The sequence below is a fragment of the Janibacter terrae genome (genome assembly GCF_039636765.1).
Lineage (GTDB): Bacteria > Actinomycetota > Actinomycetes > Actinomycetales > Dermatophilaceae > Janibacter > Janibacter terrae.
Genome location: NZ_CP144167.1, coordinates 1,403,191 through 1,422,750, shown reverse-complemented (window position 1 = coordinate 1,422,750; position 19,560 = coordinate 1,403,191). Strand labels below are relative to the sequence as shown.

The 19,560-nt window shown below is 65.7% G+C and carries 19 protein-coding genes; 12 read left to right on the top strand and 7 right to left on the bottom strand.

The features are described from left to right. Positions 1-198 precede the first annotated feature (198 nt). Genes V3C34_RS07090 through V3C34_RS07080 form a run of 3 tightly spaced genes read left to right on the top strand, consistent with a single transcriptional unit; the run spans position 199 to position 4,844 of the window. Positions 199-3,951, top strand: coding sequence for a multifunctional oxoglutarate decarboxylase/oxoglutarate dehydrogenase thiamine pyrophosphate-binding subunit/dihydrolipoyllysine-residue succinyltransferase subunit (locus tag V3C34_RS07090; protein ID WP_346008551.1), 3,753 nt, complete (start codon positions 199-201; stop codon positions 3,949-3,951). Beyond that, the gene (locus tag V3C34_RS07085) at positions 3,951-4,136 is read left to right on the top strand and encodes a DUF6104 family protein (protein WP_068325322.1); all 186 of its coding nucleotides are present in this window, start codon (positions 3,951-3,953) and stop codon (positions 4,134-4,136) included. The genes V3C34_RS07090 and V3C34_RS07085 overlap by 1 nt, the downstream gene beginning before the upstream one ends. 48 nt (positions 4,137-4,184) lie before the next feature. Then, on the top strand, positions 4,185-4,844 hold the full coding sequence (locus V3C34_RS07080; protein ID WP_346008411.1) for a GDSL-type esterase/lipase family protein: 660 nt from the start codon (positions 4,185-4,187) through the stop codon (positions 4,842-4,844). 70 nt (positions 4,845-4,914) lie between these two features. Here the strand turns inward: V3C34_RS07080 and rfbB are convergent, their stop codons facing one another. The 4 genes from rfbB to V3C34_RS07060 form a co-directional block, all read right to left on the bottom strand. Next, complete coding sequence (gene rfbB / locus V3C34_RS07075) at positions 4,915-5,916, bottom strand: dTDP-glucose 4,6-dehydratase (protein ID WP_346008410.1); 1,002 nt, start codon at positions 5,914-5,916, stop codon at positions 4,915-4,917. 1 nt (position 5,917) lies between these two features. Further along, positions 5,918-7,297 (bottom strand): bifunctional dTDP-4-dehydrorhamnose 3,5-epimerase family protein/NAD(P)-dependent oxidoreductase, encoded by a 1,380-nt coding sequence (locus tag V3C34_RS07070; RefSeq protein ID WP_346008409.1) that lies wholly within the window; start codon positions 7,295-7,297, stop codon positions 5,918-5,920. A gap of 146 nt (positions 7,298-7,443) precedes the next feature. Beyond that, the gene (locus V3C34_RS07065; RefSeq protein ID WP_346008408.1) at positions 7,444-7,707 is read right to left on the bottom strand and encodes a hypothetical protein; all 264 of its coding nucleotides are present in this window, start codon (positions 7,705-7,707) and stop codon (positions 7,444-7,446) included. A gap of 12 nt (positions 7,708-7,719) precedes the next feature. Continuing rightward, positions 7,720-8,151 (bottom strand): Hsp20/alpha crystallin family protein, encoded by a 432-nt coding sequence (locus tag V3C34_RS07060; protein ID WP_068423186.1) that lies wholly within the window; start codon positions 8,149-8,151, stop codon positions 7,720-7,722. A 157-nt stretch (positions 8,152-8,308) separates the two neighbouring features. Between V3C34_RS07060 and V3C34_RS07055 the strand changes: the two genes are divergently transcribed. From V3C34_RS07055 to rfbA, 3 genes are all read left to right on the top strand, one after another. Further along, positions 8,309-8,554 (top strand): MerR family transcriptional regulator, encoded by a 246-nt coding sequence (locus V3C34_RS07055; protein WP_346008407.1) that lies wholly within the window; start codon positions 8,309-8,311, stop codon positions 8,552-8,554. 22 nt (positions 8,555-8,576) lie between these two features. Then, entirely contained in the window at positions 8,577-8,822 is a 246-nt protein-coding gene (locus tag V3C34_RS07050) for a hypothetical protein (RefSeq protein ID WP_346008406.1), read from the top strand. 186 nt (positions 8,823-9,008) lie between these two features. After that, entirely contained in the window at positions 9,009-9,869 is an 861-nt protein-coding gene (rfbA, locus tag V3C34_RS07045) for a glucose-1-phosphate thymidylyltransferase RfbA (protein WP_346008405.1), read from the top strand. Positions 9,870-9,956: 87 nt separating this feature from the next. Here rfbA and V3C34_RS07040 read toward each other — a convergent pair whose 3' ends face one another. The 3 genes from V3C34_RS07040 to V3C34_RS07030 all read right to left on the bottom strand — a co-directional run bounded on the left by V3C34_RS07040 (position 9,957) and on the right by V3C34_RS07030 (position 12,027). After that, complete coding sequence (locus V3C34_RS07040; RefSeq protein ID WP_346008404.1) at positions 9,957-10,457, bottom strand: hypothetical protein; 501 nt, start codon at positions 10,455-10,457, stop codon at positions 9,957-9,959. Positions 10,458-10,628: 171 nt separating this feature from the next. Further along, positions 10,629-11,369, bottom strand: coding sequence for an SGNH/GDSL hydrolase family protein (locus V3C34_RS07035; protein ID WP_346008403.1), 741 nt, complete (start codon positions 11,367-11,369; stop codon positions 10,629-10,631). A gap of 70 nt (positions 11,370-11,439) precedes the next feature. After that, entirely contained in the window at positions 11,440-12,027 is a 588-nt protein-coding gene (locus tag V3C34_RS07030; protein WP_346008402.1) for a low molecular weight phosphatase family protein, read from the bottom strand. 85 nt (positions 12,028-12,112) lie between these two features. Here V3C34_RS07030 and V3C34_RS07025 point away from each other — a divergent pair, with 85 nt between their 5' ends. The 6 genes from V3C34_RS07025 to V3C34_RS07010 all read left to right on the top strand — a co-directional run bounded on the left by V3C34_RS07025 (position 12,113) and on the right by V3C34_RS07010 (position 19,551). Beyond that, on the top strand, positions 12,113-13,546 hold the full coding sequence (locus V3C34_RS07025; RefSeq protein WP_346008401.1) for a polysaccharide biosynthesis tyrosine autokinase: 1,434 nt from the start codon (positions 12,113-12,115) through the stop codon (positions 13,544-13,546). A 186-nt stretch (positions 13,547-13,732) separates the two neighbouring features. Then, entirely contained in the window at positions 13,733-15,517 is a 1,785-nt protein-coding gene (locus V3C34_RS07020) for a nucleoside-diphosphate sugar epimerase/dehydratase (protein WP_346008400.1), read from the top strand. After that, on the top strand, positions 15,514-16,500 hold the full coding sequence (locus V3C34_RS07015; RefSeq protein WP_346008399.1) for a hypothetical protein: 987 nt from the start codon (positions 15,514-15,516) through the stop codon (positions 16,498-16,500). Before V3C34_RS07020 ends, V3C34_RS07015 begins: the two co-directional genes overlap by 4 nt. Positions 16,501-16,520: 20 nt before the next feature. Beyond that, positions 16,521-17,549 (top strand): glycosyltransferase family 4 protein, encoded by a 1,029-nt coding sequence (locus tag V3C34_RS17730; protein ID WP_428832216.1) that lies wholly within the window; start codon positions 16,521-16,523, stop codon positions 17,547-17,549. Continuing rightward, on the top strand, positions 17,546-18,493 hold the full coding sequence (locus tag V3C34_RS17725; protein WP_428832215.1) for an NAD-dependent epimerase/dehydratase family protein: 948 nt from the start codon (positions 17,546-17,548) through the stop codon (positions 18,491-18,493). Before V3C34_RS17730 ends, V3C34_RS17725 begins: the two co-directional genes overlap by 4 nt. Then, positions 18,493-19,551 (top strand): glycosyltransferase family 2 protein, encoded by a 1,059-nt coding sequence (locus V3C34_RS07010; protein WP_346008398.1) that lies wholly within the window; start codon positions 18,493-18,495, stop codon positions 19,549-19,551. Before V3C34_RS17725 ends, V3C34_RS07010 begins: the two co-directional genes overlap by 1 nt. Positions 19,552-19,560 lie beyond the last annotated feature (9 nt).

Below are 19,560 nucleotides of genomic sequence, written 5' to 3'. Positions count from 1 at the left end.
GCGAGACTCGGGTGGTGGCTCGTATCCCTCGCGGATCGCGGCCATCGCCCGAGTCTCGTCTGGTGTGCCCGGTGGCCGGGCATGGTGTTCGTCACGTTAGGCTGACCCGGTGGGTCCGCGCTGACTTCGGGCCCTGATCGCGACTGTGACGAAAGAGGCGTATGCGCCGTGCCTGACCCCCAGGATGGCTCCGTGTCCATGGACGACTTCGGCCCCAACGAGTGGCTGGTGGACGAGCTCTACCAGCAGTTCACGCAGGATCGGAACAGCGTAGACAAGGCGTGGTGGGAGTTCTTCGAGAACTACACGCCGGGACAGGCTGGCGGGAGCTCCAACGGCACCACGGCGAAGGGGGATGCCCCCGCCGCGAGCGCGCCCGCCGCCAAGGCCGAGCCCAAGAAGGCTGAGGCCAAGCAGGCCGAGCCCGCCAAGGCCGCCCCGGCCAAGGCCGAGACGAAGAAGGCCGAGACGAAGAAGGCCGAGCCCACCCCTCGCGAGGAGCAGAAGCCCGCGAAGTCGGAGGCGCCGGTCGCCGAGGACGTGCACACCCCCCTTCGTGGCGCTGCCGCCCGGGTCGTCACCAACATGGAGGCCTCGCTCGAGGTCCCGGTCGCGACGAGCGTGCGCGCGATCCCCGCGAAGCTGCTCATCGACAACCGCATCGTCATCAACAACCACCTCGGGCGCAGCCGTGGCGGCAAGGTCTCCTTCACCCACCTCATCGGCTACGCGCTCATCAAGGCGCTGCGGATGATGCCGGAGATGAACGTCGGCTACACGACGAACGAGAAGGGCAAGCCCGTCGTCGTCCAGCCCGCGCACATCGGCCTGGGCATCGCCATCGACCTGCAGAAGGACGACGGCTCCCGCCAGCTCATGGTCCCCGCGGTCAAGCCCGCGGAGACGATGGACTTCACCGGCTTCTGGCGGGCCTACGAGGCCGTCGTCAAGAAGGCCCGCGACGGCAAGCTGGCCGTCGAGGACTTCCAGGGCACGACGATGTCGCTGACCAACCCCGGCGGCATCGGCACGGTCCACTCGATCCCCCGCCTCATGAAGGGCCAGGGCGCCATCATCGGCGTCGGCGCCCTCGACTACCCGGCCGAGTGGCAGGGCGCGAGCACCGAGACGCTCAACCGCAACGCGGTCTCCAAGCTGGTGACGCTCACCTCGACGTACGACCACCGCATCATCCAGGGCGCGCAGTCCGGTGAGTTCCTGCGGGTCGTCCACCAGCTGCTCCTCGGCGCGGAGGACTTCTACGACGAGATCTTCGCCAGCCTGCGCATCCCCTACGAGCCGGTGCGCTGGGTCCAGGACATCTCCACGACCCACGACGACGACATCAACAAGGTCGCTCGTGTGCAGGAGCTCATCCACTCCTACCGGGTCCGCGGCCACCTCATGGCCGACATCGACCCGCTGGAGTACAAGCAGCGTCGCCACGAGGACCTCGACATCACGAGCCACGGCCTGACGCTGTGGGACCTCGACCGCCACTTCGCCACCGGCGGCTTCGGCGGCGAGCCCTTCCTCAAGCTGCGCCACATCTTGGGCATCCTGCGGGACTCCTACTGCCGCACCACGGGCATCGAGTACATGCACATCCAGGACCCCGACCAGCGTCGCTGGATGCAGGAGCGCGTCGAGGTCGGCTACGCCAAGACCACGAGCGACGAGCAGCTGCGGATCCTGCGCCGCCTCAACGCTGCCGAGGCCTTCGAGACCTTCCTGCAGACGAAGTTCGTCGGGCAGAAGCGCTTCTCCCTCGAGGGCGGCGAGTCCGTCATCGCGGTGCTCGACCGCATCCTCACCCGCGCCGCGAGCGAGGGCCTGGACGAGGTCTGCATCGGCATGCCGCACCGCGGTCGCCTCAACGTGCTGGCCAACATCGCCGGCAAGTCCTACGGGCAGATCTTCCGCGAGTTCGAGGGGCAGCTCGACCCCAGGTCCGTCCAGGGCTCCGGCGACGTCAAGTACCACCTCGGCACCGAGGGCGAGTTCACCGGCGAGGACGGCGAGACGACCAAGGTCTACCTCGCGGCCAACCCGAGCCACCTCGAGGCGGTCAACCCGGTGCTCGAGGGCATCGTGCGCGCCAAGCAGGACCGGCTCAACCACGGCGGCGAGGACTTCCCCGTGCTGCCGATCCTCATGCACGGCGACGCGGCCTTCGCCGGGCAGGGCGTCGTCGCGGAGACCCTGCAGCAGAGCCAGCTGCGCGGCTACCGCACCGGCGGCACGATCCACGTCGTCGTCAACAACCAGGTCGGCTTCACCACCTCGCCGTCGGCGAGCCGCTCCTCGGTCTACTCGACCGACGTCGCGCGGATGATCCAGGCGCCGATCTTCCACGTCAACGGTGACGACCCGGAGGCCTGCGTGCGGGTCGCCGAGCTCGCCTTCGAGTTCCGCCAGAAGTTCCACAAGGACGTCGTCATCGACGTCGTGTGCTACCGCCGCCGCGGCCACAACGAGGGCGACGACCCGTCGATGACCCAGCCGCTCATGTACAAGCTCATCGAGTCCAAGCGCTCGGTCCGCAAGCTGTACACGGAGAACCTCATCGGCCGCAAGGACATCACGCCGGAGGAGGCCGACGCCGCGCTGCGCGACTACCAGGCCCAGCTCGAGCGGGTCTTCGTCGAGACCAAGGAGGCCCTCAAGCGGGGTCCCGACTCCCCCGCCGACAAGGCCGGGCCCGGGTCGAGCGACGCCCCCGACAACGCCGGCCTCGAGCGCCCTGCGGCGCAGACGAGCGACCGCACGAAGCACTCGGCGGTCGACACGGCGATCTCGGAGACCGACCTCAAGCACATCGGTGACGTCTTCGACTCCCCCCCGGCCGACTTCACGATCCACCCGAAGCTGCAGCAGGCGATGCAGAAGCGCGCCGCCTCGGTCAGCGAGGGCGGGATCGACTGGGGCACCGGCGAGATGATCGCCTACGGCTCGCTCCTCATGGACGGCACCCCGGTGCGTCTGGCCGGTCAGGACTCGCGTCGCGGCACCTTCGTGCAGCGTCACGCCGTCCTCATCGACAAGAACACCGGTGAGGAGTGGACGCCGCTGAACTACCTCGGTGGCGACCAGGCCCGCTTCTGGGTGTACGACTCGCTGCTGTCGGAGTTCGCGGCCCTCGGCTTCGAGTACGGCTACTCCGTCGAGCGTCCCGACGCGCTCGTGCTGTGGGAGGCCCAGTTCGGTGACTTCGTCAACGGCGCGGCCACGATCATCGACGAGTTCATCTCCTCCTCGGAGCAGAAGTGGGGCCAGAACTCCTCGGTCGTCCTCCTCCTGCCGCACGGCTACGAGGGCCAGGGGCCGGACCACTCGTCCGCCCGCATCGAGCGCTTCCTCGCTCTGTGCGCGCAGAACAACATGACCGTGGCCTTCCCGTCGACGCCGGCGAGCTACTTCCACCTGCTGCGTCGTCAGGCCTACCACCGTCCGCGTCGTCCGCTCATCGTCTTCACGCCGAAGTCGATGCTGCGCCTCAAGGCCGCGAGCAGCCAGCCGGAGGACTTCACGACGGGCACCTTCCGCGCGGTCCTGCCGGACCTGGTCCAGCCGAAGGGGGACCAGGTCACCCGCGTGCTCATCGCCGCCGGCAAGGTGACGTGGGACCTCGAGGCCGAGCGCAAGAAGCGGGGCGACGAGACCACCGCGATCCTGCACCTCGAGCGCTTCTACCCGCTGCCGGGCGAGGAGCTCGCGGCCGAGCTGAAGCACTACCCGAATGCCGAGCTCGTGCTCGTGCAGGAGGAGCCGCAGAACCAGGGTGCATGGCCCTTCCTCGCCATGAACCTGCCGGGTGACCTCGCCGCCCACGGCGAGACCCGCACCCTGCGTGCGGTCACCCGCCCGGCGAGCGCCTCCCCGGCGGCCGGCACGGCGAAGAAGCACGCAGCGGAGCAGGCGGAGATCATCCGCACCGCCTTCGATCGCTGATGTACTTCACCGACCGCGGGATCGAGGAGCTCGCGGACCGGCGTGGTGAGGAGCAGGTCACTCTCGAGTGGGTGAGTGACCAGCTCCGCACCTTCGTCGACCTCCACCCCGAGTTCGAGACGCCGATCGAGAGACTCGCGTCGTGGCTGGCACGCCTCGACGACGATGAGCTCGACGACGAGTAACGTCAGGGGCCAGTCCACTTCCGTACCGACCCCAGGAGCACCCCCGACGTGAGCGGCCACCCGATGACCGACGCTGCCGGCAACGAGTTCACCCCGAGCGCCACCTTCACCACGGAGGACGGACGACGGGAGATCGCGCTGGTCTTCATCGGCGACAGCTTCGTCGCCGGTGTCGGTGACGACAAGGCCCTCGGCTGGACCGGTCGGGTCATGGCCCGCACCTCGGTCCCCGAGGCCGTCGTCGCGCAGTACAACCTCGGTGTGCGCGGCGAGACCGCCGGTGGGGTCGCCGAGCGGTGGCTCACGGAGGGCGTGCGTCGCTTCGACGGCGTCACCGAGCGTCGGCTCGTCGTGCAGGTCGGTCACGCCGACGTGCAGGCGGGCACCTCGATCGCCCGGCTGCGGCTCAACCTGGCCAACATCCTCGACGAGGCCTCGAGCCAGGGCGTCGCGACCTTCGTCGTCGGTCCCCCGCCGTCCGCCGACCCCGAGACCAACGACGCGCTGCGGCACGTCGTTGAGGCCCAGCGCGATGTCTGCGACCGCCGCGGCGTGACCTTCGTCGACACCTTCACCCCGCTCGTCGGGCACGACCAGTGGGAGTCCGACCTCGCCGCCTCCGTGGACGGCACGCACCCCGGCCAGGCCGGCTACGGCCTCATCGCCTGGCTCGTGCTGCACCACGGCTGGGGCGAGTGGCTGGGCTAGAGGTCCTCCTCCGCCCCGCACACCCCCACTCGGCGCTCAGCAGCAGAGGCTCAACCGCCACGCCGAGGGCTCAGGCGCCCAGCACCCGCTCGGTCGCCAAGTACCTCTCCTCGGCGGCGGCCTTCTGCGGCCGCCACCACGCCTCGTTGTCCCGGTACCACTCGATCGTCGCCGCCAGCCCGGCCTCGAAGTCCCCGTACGCTGGCTCCCACCCGAGCTCGGACCGCAGCCGCGAGGCGTCGATGGCGTAGCGCCGGTCGTGGCCCGGCCGGTCGGTCACGTGGTCGAAGTCGTCCGCGGACCGCCCCATCAGCCGCAGCACGGCCTCCACGACCCGACGGTTGTCGACCTCGCCGTCGGCGCCGATGAGGTAGGTCTCCCCCAGCCGGCCGCGGTCGATGATCGTCCACACCGCGCTGTTGTGGTCGTCGACGTGGATCCAGTCGCGCACGTTGAGCCCGTCACCGTAGAGCCGCGGACGGCGCCCGTCGATGATCTCGGTGACCTGGCGCGGGATGAACTTCTCCACGTGCTGGCGCGGTCCGTAGTTGTTGGAGCAGTTGGAGATCGTCGCGGCCACACCGAAAGACCGCACCCACGCCCGCACCAGCAGGTCGGACGCCCCCTTCGTCGACGAGTAGGGACTGGACGGGTTGTACGGGGTCTCCTCGGTGAACCGCTCCGGCGCATCGAGCTCGAGGTCGCCGTAGACCTCGTCGGTGGAGATGTGGTGGTAGCGCACGTCGTGGCGGCGCACGGCCTCGAGCAGCTGGTAGGTGCCCATGACATTGGTCTCGACGAAGATCCCCGGCGAGGCCAGCGAGTTGTCGTTGTGCGACTCCGCGGCGAAGTGCACGACGACATCCGACTCCCGCACCAGCGCGTCGACGAGCTCGCCGTCACCGACGCTGCCCTCGACGAGCCGCACGCCGGTCCCCTCGAGCGAGGCCGGGTGGCCCGCGTAGGTCAGCGCGTCGAGCACCGTCACCTCAGCGTCCGGCCGCGTCGCCAGGGTCTGGTGGACGAAGTTGCTCCCGATGAACCCGGCTCCCCCGGTGACGAGTACGCGCATGTCAGATCCCCTCCACGTAGCGCCGCAGCGCATCCATTTGGTCGACCGGCTCGTACCCGGCCGCCCGCAGCTTGTCGAGCGCCAGCGTCGAGTGCGTCGGCCGCGGCGCCATCGTCCGCCCGGCGACGTACTCGGCCGTCGTCACCGCCACGACGTTCTCTCGGGCGCGGCCGCGCAGCGCGAAGACCTCCCGCGCGATCCCGGCCCAGGTGAGCGGGGGCCCGTCCTGCGTGACGTTGTACGTGCCGAAGGGGGCCGAGCGCGCCACCAGGTGCAGCGTCGCCGCGGCGATCTCGTCCGCGAAGGCCAGCCTCCCGGTCTGGTCGTCGACGACGGAGGGGGACCTCCCTTCGTCGGCGAGTCGGGCCATGGTCCGCACGAAGTTGCCACCCTCCCCCACGACCCACGACGTGCGCAGCAGGTAGTGCCGCGGCGCGACGGCGACGGCGAGGTCACCGGCGGCCTTGGTGCGGCCGTACTCGCCGAGCGGGGCGAGCGCCTCGCCCTCGTCGTGTGTCTCGACCTGCCCGTCGAAGACGTAGTCCGAGGAGTAGTGCACGAGCGTGAAGCCGTCACTCACCGCGCACCGGGCCAGCTGCGCCGGCAGCTGCGCGTTCAGGCGCCAGGCGAGCCGGGAGCCCTCGGGAGTCTCGGCGTCGTCGACGGCGGTCATCGCGGCGGCGTTGATCACGAGGTCGTGCCGGGTGAGGTCGTAGTCGTCGAGCGCGGCGGGGTCGGTGAGGTCGAGCTCGGCGCGCGTCGGCGCGACCGCGTCGGGCAGGAGCGCGCGCAGGGCCCGGCCGATCTGCCCGGTGCCGCCGAGGACGAGCGCCGGCCTCGGGGCGAAGGGGGTGATCTCCCCCAGCTGCGGGTTCGCCCGGTCCTTGTCGCTGATCTCGCTCTGCGACAACGGGATCGGCCAGTCGATCGCGACGCTCGGGTCGTCCAGCGCGAGCGCTGGATAGGTCAGGCCGGGGCGCCAGTGGGCGTTGACGAGATAGCTGTAGACGGTCTCGTCGGCGAGCGCCTGGTAGGAGTTGCCGACGCCACGCGGCACGAAGACCGCCGTGCCCGGCTCGACCTCGAGGGTGAAGCTCGTCCCGAAGCCCTCCCCCGCGCGCAGGTCCACCCACGCACCGAAGATCCGCCCGTGGACGACCGTGACGTACTTGTCCCACGGCTCCGCGTGGATGCCGCGGGTCGCGCCCCGCGCGTCGTTGTGGCTGATGTTGTGCTGGACCGGCCCGAAGTCCGGCAGCCCCGCCGCGACCATCTTCGCCCGCTGCCACGTCTCCTCGAACCACCCCCGAGGATCGCGGTGCACCGGGGTGCGCACCACGAGAAGGCCAGCGATTGGGGTCTGCTCGACGGACACGTCCATGGGCACAGGCTATCGGCGCGGTCTGCCGAAGGCCGGGCCCGGCCCCCTTCGACCGTGGTGTCGTCGTGACCCGGGACGCCGTCGTGCCGACCGGCGTGGGCAGGGTGAAGGACGGGGGCGGGGCGGCGGCCTCCGGCAGACCGGCCTCAGCTGCGCGGAGGTGAGCGCTCCCGAGCCCAGGGCTCGATGGGCGGCGGGTGGAGCGTCGGTCCGGGGACGTCGTCCTCGGGGGTCAGTGCCACCCGATCGCGGTCGCGTCCACCCCTGGCGCAGGCGGTCTCGGCTGGAGGGTCGGAGTCGATGACCGCGTCGAGCTCCAGGAGCAGCAGCTCGTCATCGCCGAGGACCTCCAGGAACCGCTCAACGGCTGCCTCGGTGAGGTCGTCCGGCGGGATCGTGCCGGCGAGCACGGCGCACCTCGCTCAGGCGTCGATCGCCTGCCGGCCCTCACCACGGCCGGCAGCGATCTCGATCTTGCGGGGCTTGGCCTGCTCGGCGACCGGGATCCGCAGGGTGAGCACGCCGGCGTCGTACGAGGCCTCGATGTGCTGGGTGTCGAGGTTGTCGCCGAGGACGAGCTGCCGGCTGAAGGTCCCCCTGCGGCGCTCCGCCGCGATCATCTCCTGGTCCCCGCTCCTCGCCGGCCGCTCGGCCGTCACGGTGACGACATTGCGCTCGACGTCGAGGTCGATGTCCTGCGAGGCGAGTCCGGGCAGGTCGAACTCGACGATGAAGGTCTCGCCCTCACGCCACGCATCCATGGGCATCGCCGTGGGAGCCAGGCTCCCGTCACCGCGAAACAGCTGCTGAGTGACGCGGTCGAGCTCCCGGAACGGATCGGTGCGCATCAGCATCTGTGCCATCGTGTCCAACTCCTTCCCTCGTGCTGGGCCACCACCTGATCTGTGGTGGCGGTGATAGATTTTTTATAGCAAGATCGAGCAAGACACACAAGACCCGAGGAGCGAGATGACGGCGGCTGATCCGACACGTGGGGTGTACGGGATCTCGGTGGCGGCGGACCTGGTGGGGATGGGCTCGCAGCAGCTGCGCTGGTACGAGACGCAGGGGCTGCTGAGCCCCGACCGCACGCCCGGAGGCACCCGGCGCTACAGCGACGACGACCTGACGCGCCTGCGCCGCATCGACGCGCTCCTGGACGCCGGGCTCAACACCGCCGGCGTCGCGATGGTCATCGAGCTGCAGGACGAGATCGACGACCTGAACGAGGAGCTCACCCGAGCACGACAGCCCTGACACCCCCTGGAAGGACACGGATGTGGACACCCGAGCGCTCCCCTTCCCGCCGGCCCGTGGCGCGGACCGGCACGCCACGCGGGACATCGGCACGCCCGCGACACCGCTGGACTCCCTCACCGTGCGGGAGCTGATCGCGCGGCTCGCCCGCACCGAGGACCAGCTCAACCTCGCGCGGCTGCAGGACCGCGCGGACGGCGCCGGCCAGGTCGGTCACCTGCTCGCCGAGCAGCGCGCCGTGATCCGCGAGCTGCGACGACGGCACTGAGCCGGACGGCAGGCCCGAAGTCCGGCAACCCCGCCGCGACCATCTTCGCCCGCTGCCACGCCTCCTCGAATCACCCCCGAGGATCGCGGTGCACCGCGGTGCGCACCACGAGAAGGCCAGGGACTGGGGCCTGCTCGACGGACAGGTCCGTGCAGCGAGGCTAACCAGTCCCATATGGTGGCTCGCATGCGCGGCATCATTCTCGCCGGGGGAACTGGATCCCGGCTGCACCCGATCACTTTGGGCATCTCGAAACAACTGGTCCCCGTGTACGACAAGCCGATGATCTACTACCCGCTAACCACCCTTATGCTCGCCGGCCTCCGCGACATCTTGGTCATCACGACACCCCATGACGCGCCGCAGTTCCAGAACCTGCTTGGCAACGGGTCTCAGTTTGGGATCTCCATCACCTTCGCTCAACAAAAGAGCCCAGATGGATTGGCCCAGGCCTTCATCATCGGCGAAGAGCACCTCGCAGGTGGGCCAGCCGCGCTCGTTCTCGGTGACAACATCTTCTACGGCCCGAGTCTGGGCACCCAGCTCCGACGCTTCGCTGACATCGACGGGGCAGCCGTCTTCGGATACCAAGTCGCCGACCCGCGCGCCTACGGCATCGTCGAGTTCGATGCTGATGGGCGGGTCCTGTCGCTCGAGGAGAAGCCCAAGGCCCCGAGGAGTCGGTTCGCCGTGCCCGGCCTCTACTTCTACGACGACACAGTGGTGGAGCGGGCAAAACAGGTTCAACCCTCCGCGCGGGGCGAGCTTGAGATCACCGACCTCAACGGCTCCTACCTCGATGACGGCAAGCTGCAGGTCCAGGTACTCCCAAGAGGCACGGCATGGCTGGACACTGGCACGTTCGATTCGCTGAATGACGCGAGCAATTTCGTCCGTACCTTGGAGAACCGGCAGGACACCAAGATCGGAGCGCCCGAAGAAGTTGCATGGCGAATGGGCTATATCGATGACGACGGACTGCGTGAGCGCGCAGAGCCGCTCGTCAAGAGCGGATACGGGCAGTACCTACTCGACCTGCTCTCCTGACCCATCCCCGTCTTCCGAGGAACTCGCCCACCCCTTCACCCCTCCCTGAGGAGCTGAAGCGAGCGTCTCGAAGGGACGCCCCCACCCTCACCCGGCCCCGAAGACCACCCGAAACAGCGACCCCAGCCGGTCGCGGCCATCGCCTGTCCCGGCGATCTCGATGACGGACGGATCCTGGGCGGCGATGCGCAGCTCGCCGACCACGATCCACAGGGTGAGCAGGGCGTCGTCGAGCTCGCCACACCCCTGAGCGCTCACCAGCAGATCCCGCAGCCCCGGCTCGGCGTCGACCACAGCAGCCACCCGGCTCGCCGCTGACCGGCTGGCGTGCTGAGTACGTGCGTACCCGATGACGCGGCCCAGCTCGACCAGCGGAGCAGGGTCGGTGCGCTCGTCCCAGGCAAGGACGACCAAGGCCGACCTCGCATACTCACGAAACCGGGCCGGCAGCACCAGGCACACGCCTGGACACCACGGGCACGAGTGGTAGCCCTCGAAGATGGGGGCGGGAGCCAAGGACGCAACTCCGTTGACCTGGTAGCAACGTGAGCACCACCAGAGGGACGCGCGCTCCGCGACCTCGATCATGTGCCTCCTCCTTCACGAGCAACACCGGCCACAGGAGTAACCAGACGCCACATACAGAACCACATCCCCCGCGTGGCCTGCATCCGGTGCTCGCCGCCTACACGTTCCTGAGCGACTGGCCACCCCTCGCTCCCTGAGGAGCTCGCGCAGCGAGCGTCTCGAAGGGGAGCCTCACCCCACCAGCGCCAGCTCCACGGTCTCGGCCCACAGCTGCGAACCCTCGGGCGAGGGGTTGATGTCGTCCGCGAGCAGTCCATCCGGCGACTCAGCCCCCTCGAACTCCTTGGCCACGTCGATCGTCGGCAGACCAGCGCGCTCAGCCCAGTCGCCGATCGCGGTCCGCGTGTCCGCGTTGGCGTCGTCGACCTCGGGGTTCTGGAGCACGACGACGATCGGGGCGTCGGGGTAGCGCTTGGCGAGGTCGGTGCGCAGCTCCTCGAGTGCAGCGGTGGCCTCCTCGCCGGACTCGTGGAAGTGCCCGTAGCTCAGCAGCACGAGGTCCGGGTCCTGAGCGGGCCAGATCTCCTCGTGCTCGGCCGGGTAGTCGGCGGTGGCCTTGAACATCGCACCTGACCAGACGCGCGTCCGGGCGCTCTCACCGAGATACCCCGACTCGGTGTCGGTGTCCCAGCGCGCCACCGGTGTCTCCATCGACTGGGCCCACAGGCTGGTCCACTCGTCCTTGCCGTTGCCGGTCGAGTCGCCCAGCACGAGCACCTTGGAGTCCTCCAGGGCGAGTGCATCGCGGGCGTCACCCATCGACCACGTCTGTTCGACAGGCGCGGAGGCGCCCGGGGAGGACTCGGACGAAGGGGAGGACGACGATGTCGCGGGCGTCACGGTCGCGTCGGCGCCACCCTGCTCGGCGAACACGTACGCCCACAGCCCACCGACGACGAGCAGAAGCACCACGACCGTTGCCGCAGAACCGATCGTTGAACTCAGCGCCTTACGAACCATGGCCCGACAGTATCTGCACCCTCTAGGCGAACTGCCGCTCGAAGGCCACGATCCGCTCGACCGCCGCGTCCACCTCCGCCGCCATCCGGTCGAAGACCTCCTGCGGCTGACGATAAGGATCAGCGATGTTGTCCGCGCCCTCGGCGACGCGGCTGAGTCCGCGCTCGCGCGCCAGGTGCGAAGGGAGCGCCCCCCACCTCTCTTCGACGGTGGCGAGCCCGGCGAGTCGCTCCGTCCAGGGTTCGCGTGCGTCGGCCGCGTCGAGGAGTCGGACGAACTCCTTGAGCGTGAAGGTCCGCTTGAGGTGGCGCGGCGAGTAGCGGAGCACCGCCTTGCGGTGCTCGACCTCGAGCGGCAGGGCGATGTCGGTGTCCTCCAGGATCTGCTCGGAGATCTGTCGGGCGGCGAAGGTCTCGCTGGAGACACCCCGCGAGGTGAGGATGCTCGCACTGCCCGGGTCGACGGCATTGCCGATGAGCGCCATGGTGCCGGCGCTCGAGACCTCGAAGGCTCCCGGACGGACCTCGTCGAGCCCGTGCTGGAGGGCGAGGTGGGCGTAGGGCGACCGGCAGATGTTGCCGGTGCACACGGTCAGGAGGCGCACGCTCATGCGGCCCATCATGCCCGGAGCGTGGGGCTGTGGAAGACTCCCCGGTGTTTGCTCACCCCAGATCGCGTGCGGAAGGCCAGGGCTCGTGGAGCTGCAGGACTACTTGAGGATCCTCAAGAAGCGGTGGATCACCATCGTCATCACCACCCTCGTCGTCACCGGCCTCGCGGCCCTGCTGACCGGACTGCAGACGAAGCAGTACACCTCGAAGACGCAGTTCTTCGTCTCCGTCTCCGGTGCTGACACGACCGCGCTCCAACAGGGCAGCACCTTCACCCAGGAGCGGGTGAAGTCCTACGCCCAGCTGCTCAAGACCCCGCGAGCGCTGGATCCTGTCGTCGAGGAGCTAGGCGACGGGACGAAGGTCGACGACCTGGCGAGTGCCATCGCGGTGACCACCCCGCCCGAGACGGTCCTCCTCGAGGTCTCGGTGTCGGACGCCTCCCCCGAGCACGCTCAGCAGGTGGCCACAGCCATCGGCGAGACCTTCCCCGAGGTCGTCTCCGAGATCGAGCGCCCGGAGGGCTCCCGCCGCGCCTCCCCGATCAAGGTCTCTCTCGTCGAGCCCGCCTCGACCGACTCGTCACCGACGAGCCCCGTACCCGCACGAAACCTTGGCCTCGGCATCGTGCTGGGACTACTGCTGGGCTTCGGCTTGGCAATCGTGCGTCACCTGCTCGACACGACCGTTCGCACCGACGACGACATCGAGGAGATCACCGATGAGCCAGTAATCGGCGCGGTCCACTTCGACCCCAGGGCCGGCAAGGAGCCACTCATCGTCGAATCAGATCCCTCGTCTCCGCGTTCGGAGGCCTTCCGGGCGGTGCGGACCAACCTGATGTTCGTCGACGCAGCCAACCACCCGAAGACGATCCTGCTCACATCGTCCATCCCGGGCGAGGGCAAGTCGACAACCATCGCCAACCTCGCACTTACCCTGGCCAAGTCGGGCTCAAGCGTCTGCCTCATCGAGGGCGACCTGCGCCGGCCGCGGCTACTCGACTACCTCGGCCTGGAGGGCAGCGCCGGCCTGACGGATGTCCTCATCGAGCGGGCCGACCTGGACGACGTGCTCCAACCCTACGGCGCAGATCGGCTTGAGGTTATCGGGGCCGGAGCTATCCCTCCGAACCCAAGTGAGCTTTTGGCCTCCGAAGCGATGAGCTTGGTTCTGATGCGCTTGGCGTCACGGTTTGACTATGTCCTCATCGACACCCCACCCGTCCTCCCCGTGACGGACGCGGTCGTGCTGAGCACCAAGGTCGACGGGGTGATCGTCCTCGTCGGCACCACCATCGTGCGCAAGGAGCAGCTCAGCGCCACCCTCGAGGCCCTCGGCGCGGTGAACAACACCCTGCTTGGGCTGGTGCTCAACCGAGTAGGGCACAAGTCGGCGGGCGGTAAGGGTGCGGGCTACTACGGCTATTACGACCCCGAGACGCATCCGACCTCACGCTCGGCTCGACGCAAAGGCGATCCAAAGCGCGGTGTCCTCCGCGTGGGACAGAGGCACTGACATTAGCCAGCCAGGTCCACGATTGCGCCACAGCATATGCCAAACTAGTCGCGTCTGCCCGCTCCACGAAAAGGTTCCGCACATGCCACATCGGTTTTGTCTCTGATGGTTCGCCCCCTCCTGCCCGGAAGTAAGCCGGGGAACAATCGCTGGCTGTGGGCCTCGGTTGATTTGGTAGTGATCGGCATGGCGGTTCTCTTCGCCGCGGTCCTCCGCTACGACTTTGATCTAAACCAGGCGGTAACGTTCCCCATCCTATGGCTAGCGGTGCTTGCTGGTGCGCTGCACCTGCTCATTGGGGCCACAGTAGGACCCTATGCCGTCGGCCATCACCGAGGCTCGTACGAAGAGATCGTCGACCTCATGAAAACCGTAGTGCTGTGGTCGCTGCCGCTCCTCGCGTTCTCGCTCGCAGGACTAGTCGACATAGGCCCCCGGTCGCTTCCGCTCGCGGCTGCTGCCGCTTCACTTCTGGGCATGTTTGGCGCCCGGTATGTATTGCGCGCGACGCGCAGCTATATCGACCCGGGCGGCACGGCCGAGTCCCGTGTTCTCATCTTCGGCGCCGGCGAGGGTGGCCGACAGTTAGTCCGTGCACTTGTTCGCGACCAGTTGTCCTCGATAAAGCCCGTCGGGCTTCTCGATGACGACCGGTCGAAGCGCCGCATGCGAATCGACGGAGTTAGGGTGCTCGGCACCAGGCAGGACGTTCTCCGCGCGGCGGAGCAGACCGAGGCCACCACACTTGCGATCGCGGTCCCCAGCGCCCAGCCCGACCTCGTTAAGAACTTGCGGCAGGCGGCACAAGTCGCGGGACTCGAGACGCTCATACTCCCGCCAGCCCACGAGATTCTGGGGCGTATCGGCGGCGGCGACCTTCGCAGTCTCGACCTCGCCGACTTCCTGGGACGCCGGCCAATCGAACTCGACGCGGCTGCCATCGCCAACACGATCTCTGGACAAACCGTCCTGGTCACGGGGGCAGGCGGATCCATCGGGTCCGAACTATGTCGACAAATCAGCAAATTTGGACCGAAGCACCTCGTCATGTTGGACCGTGACGAGTCCGCCCTGCATGGCACACTGCTATCGGTAACTGGGCAAGGTCTTTTTGAGTCCGACGACGTCGTCCTCGCAGACATCCGCGATCCGGATCGAATGCTCGAGGTCTTCGAGTACCACCAGCCAAGCGTGGTCTTCCACGCGGCCGCGCTGAAGCACCTCCCCCTCTTGGAAATGTACCCCGATGAGGCATGGAAAACGAACGTCATCGGAACACTGAACGTGTTGCGAGCGGCGAGCCACACAAGGGTATCTACCTTCGTCAACGTTTCAACGGACAAGGCGGCCAATCCTTCTTGCGTCTTGGGCTATAGCAAGCGCATCACCGAACGCCTTACCGCAGACTTTGCAGCCAAGGGCGAGCACACGTACGTCAGCGTCCGCTTTGGCAATGTCCTGGGCTCCCGTGGTTCCGTCATTAGCGCCTTTACCGCCCAGATTGAGCAAGGCGGACCGGTGACCGTCACCCACCCAGACGTCGAGCGCTACTTCATGTTGATCCCCGAAGCTTGTCAGCTCGTTCTGCAGGCAGCGGCAATCGGCCGCGACGGCGACGTCATGGTGCTCGATATGGGAGAACCAGCCAAGATCGACGACGTGGCAAGGACCTTGATCGAATTGTCTGGTCGAAAGGACATCAGCATCGTCTACACGGGCCTCCGGCCAGGCGAGAAAATGTCAGAAGAACTATTCACCCCAGGTGAGGAGATCCAAGAGACGGGCCATGGCTTGGTATCGAGCGTCCCGGTACCTCCGCTCCACGTCTCCGACGTTCAGAAGCTCCGCAACTTCAGCGGACAAGCGCGACGGGCATGGATGGAGCAAGTGACTACGAACGACGTCATCCCCGACCACCAATCCCGTCGTAATCCGCGAGACACGAACTCAGCCACCATTTCAGACAAATGAACACATACGATCTCTACGATGTCGGCCCTGCAACTGACATCATGATCTTGTCCACTGCAAACCAACACTATAAAGGAATACAGCGCCTACCCGACAGGGATCAGTCAGGCACCCCAGTCGCCGCATATCAGGTTCAGACGCCAGATCAAGCCAGAGACGTATTTAGACGATTCGATGCCACGCGGTACTCACTCTATGTCGATGTAGAACGCAAGCAGAACCTCGACCTCATAAAGCTCGCTCGGGCTACTGTCAAGAATGCTCGCATCCACATAATCAAACCCAACGACATTACGGTAGACGCATGCTTTGCCCTTCTTGACCACCACATTGGCCACGGGATCACCAATGCAACGGTCACTGTGGTCGGAGCAGGAAACATCGGATTCAAACTCGCTCTCAGGCTAGCTGAAGTCGGCGCGAAAGTCGGCCTTACAGGCCGAGACCCGGCCCGCGTGTATCGGCTGGTAGATGCGGCTAACACAGCTCTCCCACGATTCACTCCCCACAAGGTCGCCAATCGTCCCATACCTAATTCCAACGTGTTGATCAGCGCCGTCGCCGCCGCGGACATCATCACCCAAGACCACATCGCCATACTTGCGCCTGAAGGTGCCTTGTGTATCGACGTCGGAATCGGGAATCTCGCACCCACCTTCATCCGTGAAGCCACACGTCATGGGCATACCTGCGTTCGTTTGGACGTACGCTCCGCTGGTAACCCATTGCCCTCTCACCCGAACTCGTTCTTCAGCGACGTTGCGGGCCGTACACGCATTGGTGAGAGCGACCTAGTGGCAGGCGGCCTCATCGGCATGAGAGGGGAAGTTGTAGTTGACGCTATCAAGGGGCCTAGGAAGATCATCGGTCTTGCAAGCGGAACAGGCACGCTAATCCCTGAAGACGATTGGACGCAAGAGCAGAGGACGCGGGTGGCTGAGCTGCGGAACGTCATTCAGGCAAACCGTCCCCGCGAAGCCTGAGCGCAGGAGGTAAACGAGACATGAGCGATTGCCGGAAGAGCCCACTGCACACTGTTGCGCTAATGGCTTTGACGAGCGCAACTACAACCTTCCTCGTTGCGCCGTTGATCCGTCGGGGGCTGCTCGCTATAGGCTCCCTCGACGTCCCTAATAGCCGCTCGTCACATCAGCAAGCCGTCGTCAGAGGTGGCGGCCTAAGTTGCGTTATTGGGATGGCAATCGCTACTTGCACGACTAGCGAACGCCCTTCGCATTTTGATGTGGCAGCCGTGGCAACCATGGCGTCAGTTGGCTTCCTCGACGACCTGTTCAACGTCCCAGCAAGCCTGCGACTAGCGTCGCAGTTCTTGGGGGGTACGGCACTCACGTTGCACCACTCCCCGGACCTGGGTTTAACAAGCGTGTTGATACTGCCTGCCCTAGTCAACGCCGTAAACTTTATGGACGGAATCAATGGGATCACAGGGACCACGTCCACCATCTGGGGCATAAACGCAATATCACTCGGAACCGGCACGCAATCTATGCGAAGTCTAGGTGCACTAGCCGTTGGAGGTGGCATTGGCTTTCTTCCCTATAACTTTCCAGATGCCACCCTATTTTTGGGAGACGTAGGAAGTTATCTGTTTGGTGCCATTTTCGCTACGGCGAGCGTCCAACGCAATCAGAGCTTGCGAGGCCTTACTCGCCTCAACGCCCCCCTTCTGCTTTACGTCACCGACACGGGCTCATGCTTGGTTCAGCGAGCCCTACGCCGCCAGCCACTGATGGCCGCCCATCGAGAGCACGTCTATCAGCAACTGGTGCATAGATGTGGGTTAAGCCACACTCAGGTGACGCTACTTCATGCCGCTGCAGCGAGCTTAGTTACTCTCTTTGCCAGACACAAGAGCCCCTGGGTGTCCCTGCTTGGTGCCGCCGCCACCTCGGCCGGCTACGTTCTATCTCCACACCTCATCGGATCACCGACCAGGACTAAGCAAGGCCTCATACGGCGAGCTTCCAGTAGGTTACAGAATCTAACCAACTTTAAGTGTGAGATTTCATGACCGCGATTGTCGCGTTGGCGGGGAGCACGGGATTCGTAGGCAAGCAAATTGCCGAGGCCTTGGCGACGCACGGGCATCGGGTCAAGGCCATCCGTGCACCTCGGCTCGAGGCGGGTGCCTCATCCTTGCTGGCCCTCCGGGACCAAGTCAGGCACCTGAAGGTGACGTCGCATCTACTTCGCGAACTCGAAGGGTGCGACGTCGTAATCAACGCCGCTGGACTGGCTGACGCCGGTGCCAGCGGTAGGGCGATCTACGGGGCGAACTCACTCCTACCGTCACTCTTACAGAATGCGTCAGCAGCCACCGGTGCTTCGATGTACATCCATCTGTCGTCAGCAGGCGTGCAGGCGGGAAGTAAGCGCCTCGACGAGACTTCACAGTATTCGCCAATTTCTCCCTACACAAGAAGCAAGGCACTCGGCGAGGTACTGCTAAACGATGCCCCAGCCACGATTATCTATCGTCCAACGTCGGTTCACGGGCCAACACGTAGGGTCTCTAAGTCCTTGGCTCGCTTTGCGCGGTCACCATACGCCGCCGTAGTCGCGCCCGGGACTAATTTCACTCCCCAAGTTCTAGTACAGAATGTCGCGGATGCGACACGTTTCATTGTCGAGCAACACGACCGCCTCCCGCGCATTGTCCTACACCCGAGCGAAGGACACACGACGGCCTCCATACTTACTACCTTGGGCGGCAAGGAGCCAGTACTGATTCCACAACGTCTAGCCGAGCGGACATTAGCATTCTGGAGCTACCTACCTGCCCATCCGCGGGTGGTATCCAATAAACGGAGGCTGGAAATGATGTGGTATGGGCAGCAGCAATCGGTCTCTTCTCTGACGGAATCTGGTTGGCAGCCCAGGTATGGGATCGATGAGTGGTTGCGTTTGGCATCGACTCTTCGCAACACCTGGAAAGTTCCGAAGGACGTCACCTGATGCGCCCCACCATCACGGCTGTCATTCCCGCCTACAACGCCGAGGCCCACATCGAACGCTGCGTCCGCAGTTTGCAGTTGCAGACGTTTGGGACTCTGGAAATCGTCGTGATTGATGATGGATCAACCGACAATACCGGCGCGATTGTGCGGCATCTGATGCGGGACGACGACCGCATTAAACTAATCGCAACCGAGAACGGCGGCGTCTCATCAGCCAGGAACTCCGGCCTTCAAGCGGCGAACGGTGATTATGTGACCTTTGTCGACGCTGACGACTGGTTAGATCCAAACATGTTGCGCCCGCTGGCAGAATTGGCGGAAAATGGAGGTTTCGACATTGTAGCCGCGGACCTAATCGTACACACGCCTAAGGGTATGTACATAGAGTCACACCCGCTCGATGGCGGCGCCTATAGTCGCCAGTCGATGCATGAGCGCATCTTCCCGAACATCATATCCTCAGATAGGCTGACGAGGCCGTGGCCGTATCGTGCTGTCGCGAAACTGTATCGCCGGAAGACGCTCTCCGACAACGGCGTGACTTTCGTCAATGGCCTTAGGGCGGCACAGGACTTCGTATTCGCTGTTGAAGCCACGCTCGTTGCGAAAGATTTCTACTATCTCAAGGGGCATGGCGCTTATCACTACGGTTGGAATGACCGGTCCCGAACGAGGACGCCTCTACCAAGGGCTTGGGAAAACTATCGCGCGCAAGATGCGGAGTTCGTCAGAATCGCGGCTCGTCATCCCTTTCTGAACGAGCAGTTGAAGTTCGCCGAGCTCCATGGAGACCTGTCATCGCTCACCTACATGTATAGAGGCTTGCGGGTCAGCGAGTGGCAATCGTCCTACCGATACATGTTGGCCCACCTCTCTCGCACAGATCGTTCTGAGGCATTCGAGTCGCTTGCTTGGAGGGAGCTCTCACTTGGTAAACGCCTAGTCTGCGCAATCTACCGCTTCCGCCACTTCCGAGTGATCCACCTAATGATGTTTGCTCGCAGTCAGATACATTCGGCCTCTCGCCGCGCCCGCACTACGGAGCCGATCGGATGAATTCCCGTC

Excerpts from the sequence above, each read along its gene's own strand:
- V3C34_RS17730 (WP_428832216.1), top strand. The coding sequence starts at position 16,521 with ATGAGCGATTGCCGGAAGAGCCCACTGCACACTGTTGCGCTAATGGCT.
- V3C34_RS07010 (WP_346008398.1), top strand. The coding sequence starts at position 18,493 with ATGCGCCCCACCATCACGGCTGTCATTCCCGCCTACAACGCCGAGGCC.
- V3C34_RS07015 (WP_346008399.1), top strand. The coding sequence starts at position 15,514 with ATGAACACATACGATCTCTACGATGTCGGCCCTGCAACTGACATCATG.
- V3C34_RS07085 (WP_068325322.1), top strand. The coding sequence starts at position 3,951 with ATGTACTTCACCGACCGCGGGATCGAGGAGCTCGCGGACCGGCGTGGT.
- V3C34_RS07070 (WP_346008409.1), bottom strand. The coding sequence starts at position 7,297 with ATGGACGTGTCCGTCGAGCAGACCCCAATCGCTGGCCTTCTCGTGGTG.
- V3C34_RS07060 (WP_068423186.1), bottom strand. The coding sequence starts at position 8,151 with ATGCTGATGCGCACCGATCCGTTCCGGGAGCTCGACCGCGTCACTCAG.
- rfbA (WP_346008405.1), top strand. The coding sequence starts at position 9,009 with ATGCGCGGCATCATTCTCGCCGGGGGAACTGGATCCCGGCTGCACCCG.
- V3C34_RS07090 (WP_346008551.1), top strand. The coding sequence starts at position 199 with ATGGACGACTTCGGCCCCAACGAGTGGCTGGTGGACGAGCTCTACCAG.
- V3C34_RS07020 (WP_346008400.1), top strand. The coding sequence starts at position 13,733 with ATGGCGGTTCTCTTCGCCGCGGTCCTCCGCTACGACTTTGATCTAAAC.
- rfbB (WP_346008410.1), bottom strand. The coding sequence starts at position 5,916 with ATGCGCGTACTCGTCACCGGGGGAGCCGGGTTCATCGGGAGCAACTTC.
- V3C34_RS17725 (WP_428832215.1), top strand. The coding sequence starts at position 17,546 with ATGACCGCGATTGTCGCGTTGGCGGGGAGCACGGGATTCGTAGGCAAG.
- V3C34_RS07030 (WP_346008402.1), bottom strand. The coding sequence starts at position 12,027 with ATGAGCGTGCGCCTCCTGACCGTGTGCACCGGCAACATCTGCCGGTCG.
- V3C34_RS07040 (WP_346008404.1), bottom strand. The coding sequence starts at position 10,457 with ATGATCGAGGTCGCGGAGCGCGCGTCCCTCTGGTGGTGCTCACGTTGC.